The organism is Sphingomonas sp. (genome assembly GCF_051962185.1).
GTDB lineage: Bacteria > Pseudomonadota > Alphaproteobacteria > Sphingomonadales > Sphingomonadaceae > Sphingomonas.
This window is the reverse complement of record NZ_JBQCCN010000193.1, coordinates 1-8,466: the sequence shown is the minus strand read 5'-3', so window position 1 is coordinate 8,466 and position 8,466 is coordinate 1. Positions and strand designations below refer to the sequence as shown.

The 8,466-nt window shown below is 65.0% G+C and carries 8 protein-coding genes; 1 reads left to right on the top strand and 7 read right to left on the bottom strand.

All coding sequences use genetic code 11. The features are described 5' to 3' along the window. Positions 1-116 precede the first annotated feature (116 nt). Positions 117-1,187, top strand: coding sequence for a PA0069 family radical SAM protein (locus ACTHJR_RS12055; RefSeq protein WP_440523453.1), 1,071 nt, complete (start codon positions 117-119; stop codon positions 1,185-1,187). 37 nt (positions 1,188-1,224) lie between these two features. Here ACTHJR_RS12055 and ACTHJR_RS12050 read toward each other — a convergent pair whose 3' ends face one another. The 7 genes from ACTHJR_RS12050 to ACTHJR_RS12020 form a co-directional block, all read right to left on the bottom strand. Beyond that, a complete protein-coding gene (locus tag ACTHJR_RS12050; protein WP_440523452.1) occupies positions 1,225-2,169 on the bottom strand; it encodes an alpha/beta fold hydrolase in 945 nt (314 codons plus the stop codon). A 70-nt stretch (positions 2,170-2,239) separates the two neighbouring features. Continuing rightward, on the bottom strand, positions 2,240-3,301 hold the full coding sequence (rutA, locus tag ACTHJR_RS12045; protein ID WP_440523451.1) for a pyrimidine utilization protein A: 1,062 nt from the start codon (positions 3,299-3,301) through the stop codon (positions 2,240-2,242). 11 nt (positions 3,302-3,312) lie between these two features. After that, positions 3,313-4,110 (bottom strand): pyrimidine utilization protein D, encoded by a 798-nt coding sequence (gene rutD, locus ACTHJR_RS12040; protein ID WP_440523450.1) that lies wholly within the window; start codon positions 4,108-4,110, stop codon positions 3,313-3,315. Between the two features lie 150 nt (positions 4,111-4,260). Continuing rightward, positions 4,261-4,644 carry a pyrimidine utilization protein C gene (rutC, locus tag ACTHJR_RS12035; RefSeq protein WP_440523449.1) on the bottom strand — a complete coding sequence of 128 codons (384 nt, stop codon included), beginning with the start codon at positions 4,642-4,644 and terminating at the stop codon, positions 4,261-4,263. Between the two features lie 4 nt (positions 4,645-4,648). Continuing rightward, complete coding sequence (gene rutB / locus ACTHJR_RS12030; protein ID WP_440523448.1) at positions 4,649-5,380, bottom strand: pyrimidine utilization protein B; 732 nt, start codon at positions 5,378-5,380, stop codon at positions 4,649-4,651. 37 nt (positions 5,381-5,417) lie between these two features. Further along, on the bottom strand, positions 5,418-7,016 hold the full coding sequence (locus ACTHJR_RS12025) for a long-chain fatty acid--CoA ligase (RefSeq protein WP_440523446.1): 1,599 nt from the start codon (positions 7,014-7,016) through the stop codon (positions 5,418-5,420). 298 nt (positions 7,017-7,314) lie between these two features. Beyond that, positions 7,315-8,367, bottom strand: coding sequence for a helix-hairpin-helix domain-containing protein (locus ACTHJR_RS12020; protein ID WP_440523444.1), 1,053 nt, complete (start codon positions 8,365-8,367; stop codon positions 7,315-7,317). Positions 8,368-8,466 lie beyond the last annotated feature (99 nt).

The following is an 8,466-nucleotide window of genomic DNA, read 5'->3' as shown; positions in this document are numbered from 1 at the left end:
GAAGAACGCTTTGGTGCTCGCCACGTCCTGGACGGGCAATTCGACATAATTGAGCTTGGCCATCTCATCCCTCCATTGTTCTTGATATGTTCTACATCGCGGCGTAGATTGGGGCAATGGCAAAAGCCCGTCCGGTCCGCGGGGCCACCCTCAATGCCGAAAGCACCCGCTTCAGCCTGCCCGAACGGCTGGCCGATGGCGACTGGCTCGACGCGCTGGAGGATGTGGATGGCGCCCCTCCCCCGTTGCGGACCAGCGTCACGGTCGAAAGCCCGCGCACGATCATCACCCGCAACCAGTCGCCCGACATCGGCTTCGACCGCTCGATCAACCCCTATCGCGGCTGTGAGCACGGCTGCATCTATTGCTTCGCCCGGCCGACCCATGCCTATCACGATTTGTCGCCGGGGCTCGATTTCGAATCCAGGCTGTTCGCCAAGCCTACTGCACCCGAGTTGCTCCGCGCCGAGCTGATGAAACCGGGCTATGCGTGCCGGCCGATCGCCTTCGGTACCAATACCGATCCCTATCAGCCGATCGAAGCGCAATGGAAGATCACGCGCCGTTGCATCGAAGTGCTGGCGGAGACCGATCACCCGCTGACCATCACCACCAAGTCCGACCGCGTGGTGCGCGACATCGATCTGCTCGCGCCGATGGCGGCCAAGGGGCTGGCCGCGGTCGCGCTGTCGGTGACCTCGCTCGACAGCAGGATCGCGCGCACCGTCGAGCCGCGCGCGCCGCATCCCGAACGCCGGCTGACCGCGGTGCGGCGGCTGGCCGATGCCGGCATCCCGACCATCGTGTCGATCGCACCGGTCATCCCGGCAATCACCGATCACGAGATCGAGCATATCGTCGAGCGCGCAGCCGAGAGCGGAGCGCGGACGATCAATTACCTGCCGGTGCGCCTGCCGTTCGAGGTGGCGCCGCTGTTCCGCGCCTGGCTCGACGCGCATTTCCCCGATCGCGCCGGCAAGGTCATGTCGATCATCAACTCGATCCGCGACGGCCGCGACAACGATCCCAATTTCTTCACCCGGATGCGCGGTTCCGGCCCCTGGGCCGATCTCATCCGCACCCGCTTCCAGATCGCACTGAAGAAACATGGCCTGAACCGTGAGCGGCTCAGCCTCCGAACCGATCTGTTCCACCCGCCGCGCGGGCCGCAGGGGGAATTGTTCTAGGGCATTCGACCAGCTTCTGGCCGCGTCCCTGCTTGGGCTATCGGGTAGCCCCGCTCACGGGCTTGCCGCGCAGGAAAGAGGAGATGGCGTCGATGGTGATGCGGGGTTGCTCTTCCATCAGCCAATGGCCGGCATTCGGAACCACCAATTCGGTGACGTCGCCGGCGGCCGCGCGCATGATCACCGCCATCGTGGCGCCCAGCGAACGGTCGCCACCAATCGCCAGCACCGGCATCTTGAGCCGCGCCGCCCCCACGAAAGCACGATTATCGATCACATCCTGATCGAATGCCGCGAATTGCAAGAAGCCGGCGTGCATCCGCCCGGGCGCGGCATAGAGTTTGGCATAATGAACCCGCGCATCCTCCGGAAAAGCCGTTCGCGTGGCAGCGAAATCGTTCCAAAAGCGATCCAGGTAAATGCGCTCGCGGCCGGCCACCAAACGCTCCATGTCGGGGCCGCCGAAGCGGAAGTGCCACAATAAGGGGCTCTTCAATATCTCGTCCCAGGGGCCGACGCCGGGAACGGGCGCATCCATCATGACCAGGCGCGTCGTACGATCGGGATAGGCCTCTGCAAAAGCGAAGGCCACCATGTTGCCGATGTCGTGCCCGACCACATCGACACGCCCGACGTCGAGCCGATCAAGCACGCCGGCAAGATCCTTCGCCTCGTTTTTCTTGGTGAACCCCTCTGTCGCAACCGCCGACAGACCCATGCCGCGAAGGTCGGGGACGATCACCATGTGATCACGCATCAGGTTGGCGGCGAGCGGAGCCCACATGTCCCCGGTATCGCCATAGCCGTGGATCAGCAGGACCGCCGGTCCCGAACCGCCGATCTGGACATGCAGCTTGGTACCATTGGTCACGATCTCCTCCGTCCGAAAGCCGGAGGGGAAGGCGAATTTCTGCGCGGACGCCTGCACCGCCCCCGACAAGAAGAAAAACACAACAAGCGTTGCGAGTATCGCGCGCCTCATCTTCTTCTCCCCTTATCGTTCATCGGTCACGGTCCCCGATTAGGTCGTCACACATCCCTCTGCGGACCGATCACTTCTGCCGACTCTTCATCAGTGGCTGGATTTTGGTCCCGAAATCCTCGACGCCCTGGACGAAGTCGTCGAAGGTCAGCAGCACGCCGCCGGTATTCGGCACCTCCGCCATCTCGTCGAGCATGCGCGCGATGCTGGCGTGGCTGCCGACCAACGTGCCCATGTTGATGTTGACCGCGCCCTCGGGCGCCGCGAGCTGGCGGACGTTGGTGGTCGGGTTGTTCTTGTCGGCCGCGCCCTGGTCGATCAGCCAGCGCACTGCGTCGATATCGAGCCCGTCGTTATAGCTCTTCCACTTGGCCATCGCTTCCTCGTCGGTATCGGCGGCGATGATCATGACGAGCACGAACACCGACACGTCGCGCCCGGTCTTGGCGGTGGCGGCGGCGAGGCGGTCGTTGTTGAAGGCGAACGCGGTCGGCGTGTTGACGCCCTTGCCGAGGCAGAAGGCGTAATCCGCCCATTGTGCGGAGAAAGCCAGGCCGTCGTCCGACGAGCCCGCGCAGATGATCTTCATGTCGCCCTTGGGCGTCGGCCGGACGAGGCAATCGTCCATTTGGTAATAGTCGCCCTTGAAGTCGCTGCGGCCGGTTTCCCACAGCTCGCGCAGAATGTGAGCATATTCGCCGAGCATCTTGTAGCGATTACGAAAATGCTCGTCGCCCGGCCACAAGCCCATCTGGCTGTATTCGGGCCGCTGCCAGCCGGTGATGAGGTTGAGGCCGAACCGCCCGTGGCTGATCGAATCGATCGTGTTGCACATCCGTGCAGCGAAAGCGGGCGGGATGACCAGGGTCGGGCAGGTCGCGTAGATCTTGATCTTCTCGGTAACCGCGGCGAGCCCCGCCATCAGCGTGAAGCTTTCCAGCCCATATTCCCAGAATTCGGTCTTGCCGCCGAACCCGCGTAACTTGATCATCGACAACAGGAAATCGAGCCCGTGCTTCTCGGCCGATTGCGCGATCGTCTTGTTGAGGTCGAACGACGGCATGTATTGCGGCGCGTTCTCACTGATCAGCCAGCCGTTGTTGTTGATGGGAACGAAAACGCCGACCTGCATCGCATTCACTCCTATTGAGGCATGACGCCCGTCATCCAATCGACCAGGAAGCCGTTGAAATTGTCCGCATCGGTCACGTTGACCGCATGCCCGCCATACGCCGGCCGGCCGAATCCCGATTTGGCGATGGCGGCAGCGAGCCTCTCGCCCGCGCGCGGCGGCACCAGCATGTCGTCCTGGCTGGCGATGACCAGCGTCCGCGCGACGATCTCGCCCAGGCGGTCCGCGACATCGAACGCGGCGAGCGCCTTGATGCGCTTTTCCATCGTATCGGCGCCCGGAAAGCTTTCGAGATGATGCGGCAGTTCGGCGTCCAGTTCGTCGCTATGCTCGGACACCCAATTGGGTGGGTAGAGGAAGATCGGCTGGGCGCGGAGATAGGCTTGCGGCCCGGCGAGACGCAGCAACGCCAACCGCACCTCGAAACAGCGCAGGAAGTGCGGATCGGGGCCGGCCCAGCCGTTGACCACGACCAGCCGGTCGAGCCGTTCTGGTGCCTTGAGCGCCAGCGCCAGCCCGGCGACTCCGCCCGCGGCATGGCCGACCAGGTGCGTGCGATCGATCGCCAGCGCGTCCATCAGGCCCAGGATGTCGTCGGCGAAATCCTCGACGGACACGATCGGCGGCAATGCGCGGTCGCTGCGCCCGGTGCCGCGATGATCGTAAGCGATGACCCGGAAATGCTCGGCCAACGCGGCGATATTGGGTGCCCAGTAACCGGCCGAGCCGCCCAGGCCGGAGGACAGGATCACCGGCGGCGCGGTCGACGCGCCGTGTTCTTCATAGTAAAGTCCGGCGGCCTCAGGCATCGGTCTCGCCTGCCAATTGAGCGGAGCACCGCTCCGCCACCCAGCCCGAAGCCGGCACCCCAGCGGAAGCTGGGGTCTCGTTGTGGCGAGGCGATCGCTCTACTGCTCGAGACCCCAGCTTTCGCTGGGATGACGGTTTCAGGTTCTGCATCAGCCGATATGCGCCACGCTGGCGATCTCGACCAGGCAATCCGGCTTCACCAATTCGGCCTTGATGCAATAGCGCGCCGGCTTGTTGCCCGGGAAATACTCGGCATAGACCTGATTGAAGGCGGCATAATCGCCCAAATCCTTGAGAAAGATGTGGTTCATCGCGACGTCGGCCATGGTCGCGCCGGCAGCTTCGAGCGTCACCTTGATCACGTCGAGCACATGCCGCGTCTGCGCCGCGGCATCGCCGACATGAAGCACGGCGCCGCCCTCGCCGAGCGCCAGCACGCCCGAGACGTAAACGGTGTTTCCCGCCTTGGCGCCGGCCGAATAAGGCGCGATCGGGGTCGGGAATTGCGGCGGGTTGATGGGCTCGAACGCCATGACGTCAATCCTTGCTATGTTCTTCGGGAAGCTGGCCGAAACTGCCGCAGAAATCGACGACCGTGCTCACCCAGCCGAAGAATTTCTCGACATTGTAGACGGTCGCTTCCTGCATCATCGGCGGGCCGAGATGGTGGGTCGCGTCCTCCAGCATCACGCCGAAATATTCGAGGTGGAAGCCGTCGCGCAGTGTGCTCTCGACGCAGACGTTGGTGGCGATGCCGACGAACACGATGTTACGGATACCGCGGGCGCGCAGTGTCGAATCGAGCTGCGAATTGAAGAACGCCGAATACCGCGTCTTGTGCAGCGAGATGTCGCCCGGCTGGGGCTTGAGCGCATCGACCAGGTCGTAATCCCAGCCTCCGCGCGCGAGCAATTGCCCCGACAGCTCCGGCCGCGCGCGCATCGTCTTGAGCGCATTCGACTTGTGCCAATTGGGCGAGGCCGGCCCGCCCGCTTCCTGGTACTCCGCGTCCCAGCCGTTCTGCAGGAATACCACCTGGACGCCGGCCTTGCGCGCGGTGTCGAGCACGGTCGCGATCTTGCCGATGACTCCCGCCGCGCCCGAAATGTCGAAGCCGGCGAGATCGACATAGCCGCCCTCGCTGGCATAGGCATTCTGCATGTCGATCACGACGACCGCGGTCTCGTGCGGGGCGAGGCGGAGCGCCTCGGGTCGCGCCGCCAGCGTCACGCCATTCTCACCGGCGGAGCCGGTCGTCACCATGTCCATTCAGCGCAGCCTGCCGCCGCCCGCCGCGAAACGCAAGTCAGGCGGCGGTGGCGAGCTTGTAGTCCTTGTACTGATCGCGCAGCGCGGTCTTGAGCAGCTTGCCGGTCGCGGTGTGCGGCAGGCTCTCGACGAACAGGATTTCGTCGGGCAGCCACCATTTGGCGACGTGCTTCGCCAGATGGTCGACGATTTCCTGCGGGGTGACGTTGCTGCCCGGCTTGCGGACGATGAGCAGCAACGGACGCTCGTCCCATTTGGGGTGGCGCACGCCGATCGCCGCCGCCTCCCCCACGCCGGGACAGCCGACCGCAGCGTTCTCCAGGTCGACCGAGCTGATCCACTCGCCGCCCGACTTGATCACGTCCTTCGACCGGTCCGTGATCTGCATCGTGCCGTTGGGGTGGAGCACGGCGACATCGCCGGTGTCGAACCAGCCCTCGCTGCTCGCCGCGTCCTGCTCGGCCTTGAAATAGCGTTTCACCACCCATGGCCCGCGGATCTGCAGGCGCCCCGACGTCTCGCCATCGCGCGGCAGTTCGTTGTCCTCATCGTCGACGATGCGCAGTTCGACGCCGAACGGGATCGAACCCTGTTTGCAGACGATGTCGAGCTGTTCGTCGCGGCTGAGGTCATGCCAGTTCGCGCCCGGCGCCAGCGCGGTCGCCACCGGCGAGGTTTCCGTCATGCCCCAGAGGTGCAGTGGCTTGATCCCCATGTCCATGAACCGGGCCAACATCGCGCGCGGTGCCGCTGACCCGCCGACGGTGATCTGGCGCAGATGCCGCGGCGCGTCGCCGGTCGCATCGATATGCTGGAACATCGCGAGCCACACCGTCGGCACGCCGCTGCCGATCGTGACCTTCTCGCTGTTCATCAGTTCGCACAAAACGGCGGCGTCATTGGTCTGCGAAAAGACGAATTTGGTCCCCGCCAGCGCGCCGGCAAAGGGCAGGCCCCAAGCGGCGGCATGAAACATCGGGACGATCGGGAAGATGACGTCGGACGCCGACAACCCCATCACCCAGGGCTCGGCGGCGTGCATCGCGTGGAGCACGGTCGAGCGATGCTCGTACAGCACGCCCTTGGGATTGCCGGTCGTGCCGCTGGTGTAGCAGATCATGCACGGCTCGCGCTCGGCGCCTTCGTGCCAGGCATAATCGCCGTCCTCGCCGTCGAGCAGCGCCTGGAAACCGTCGGGGCCGAGATCGTCGAACACGACGTAGCGCTCGATCGAGGTCCAATGCGGCTTCAATCTGTCGATCAGTGGCTGGAATTGCTTGTCGTAGAACAGCACGCGATCTTCGGCGTGATTGGCGATGTAGATCAATTGCTCGTCGAACAGCCGCGGGTTGATCGTGTGGATCACCCCGCCCATTCCCATCGCGCCATACCAAGACGTCAGATGATGCTCGTGGTTCATCGCCAGCGTCGCGACGCGATCGCCCGGCTTGATGCCCCATTTCTCGAGCCGCTGCGCGAGCTTGCGCGCGTTGCGGTGGATGCCGGCCCAGTCGTTGCGCGTCTCTCGTCCGTCGGCCCAGCGCGTCACGACCTCGCGCGTCGGATGCTCGCGCGCGACATGGTCGAGCAGCCGCATCACTCGCAGCTCGAAATCCTGCATCGCGCCCATCTGCATCCCACCCTCCATACTCTATCTTTGAAGAGTGTTATTCCGCCCGGCGCGGCCGAAGTCTAGGCCGCTTTCATAATCCTCCCCCGCTAGGGGGAGCGTTCGAGCTTTGGTCTGCCCCCGGCAGGCCAAGATCGCGTCCGGGGGACGCAATCTCGCTCGAACGCGCCGAAGGCGACGGAGGGGGAGGAAGGCGACACATCAGCCGTCGTGCTTCCTCCCCCTTCCGTCAGGCTTCGCCTGACACCTCCCCCTGACGAGGGAGGATTTATGACCAACTCGCCCACTCGAATACAAATAAGGGCTAGCCAACCAATGCTAGTCGCTGCGGCGGCGCGATCGCCACCTCGGCCGAGCGCACGCCGGGAAGCGCGGCGATACGGTCGGCGAGTTCCGGGTCGAGCAGGAAATCGCGGCCGAGCAGGACGGTCGCGGTGCCCCCGGCCGGCAACGGCACGAGCAGCCGCGCTTCACCGCGCGCGCCACGGGCTTCGGAGAGCAACGCGCTTATCCCGGGGATCGCCGCAGCATCGTCGATCGCGATGTCGAGGTTCATCCGCGTCGAGCTCGCAAGTTCCTCGAATGGCTGGATGCGCTTGACCGTGACGCGCGGTTGTTCCTCGCCGGCGCGGCGGTCGAGCTCGACCGTGATCAGTCCGCAGCCGCCGTCGCGCGCGGCTTCCTCGAGCTCGGCGGCGACCGAATCGTCGAAACAGGTCGCGATGAACTGGCCGGACGGATCCGACAGCGTCGCCATCAGGTAACGCCGGCCCTTGGCCGAGGTCCGCCAGCGCGTATCCTCGACCATCGCCGCCATCACCGCGCCGGCCCGACCGTCCTCGGGGATCTGCAGGTCGCCGAGATCGGCATAACGCCGCGCGCCGTGCATCTTTGCCAGCTGGGCGAAGCGATCGACGGGATGCGCCGAGAAATAGAAGCCGAACGCTTCCTTCTCCTGCTCCATCCGCTCGGCCAGGCTCCAGCGCGCGGAAAGCGGCAGCTTGATATGCGTGCCGGACGCCTCGCTTTCGCCGAACAGCCCACCCGGCCCGCTATGTTTCTGTTCGTGGACACGCGCTGCCGTCGCCAGGATCGTCTCGGCGCAGGCGTAGATGCCGGCACGGTTGGGGTCGATCGCGTCGAACGCGCCGGCCGCGGCGAGCGTTTCGAGCTGGCGCTTGTTGAGAAGCCGCGGGTCGACGCGATGCGCGAAGGCGTCGAGCGTGGCGAACGGGCCGCTGGCGTCGCGTTCCTCGACGAGGCGTTCCATCGCGCCTTCCCCGACGGATTTGAGGCCGGCGAGGGCGTAGCGGACGGCGAGCGAGTTGCGCGCCAGGGCAAGAAGGGGCCCACCCACCCACCCCCGGGTTTGCTGGGGTACAGCGGTAGCAGGCGGACAAACCAACCCAAAATGCGCCACCCGACCATAGCTCGACGGGCCCCCGGAGGCGCAGGG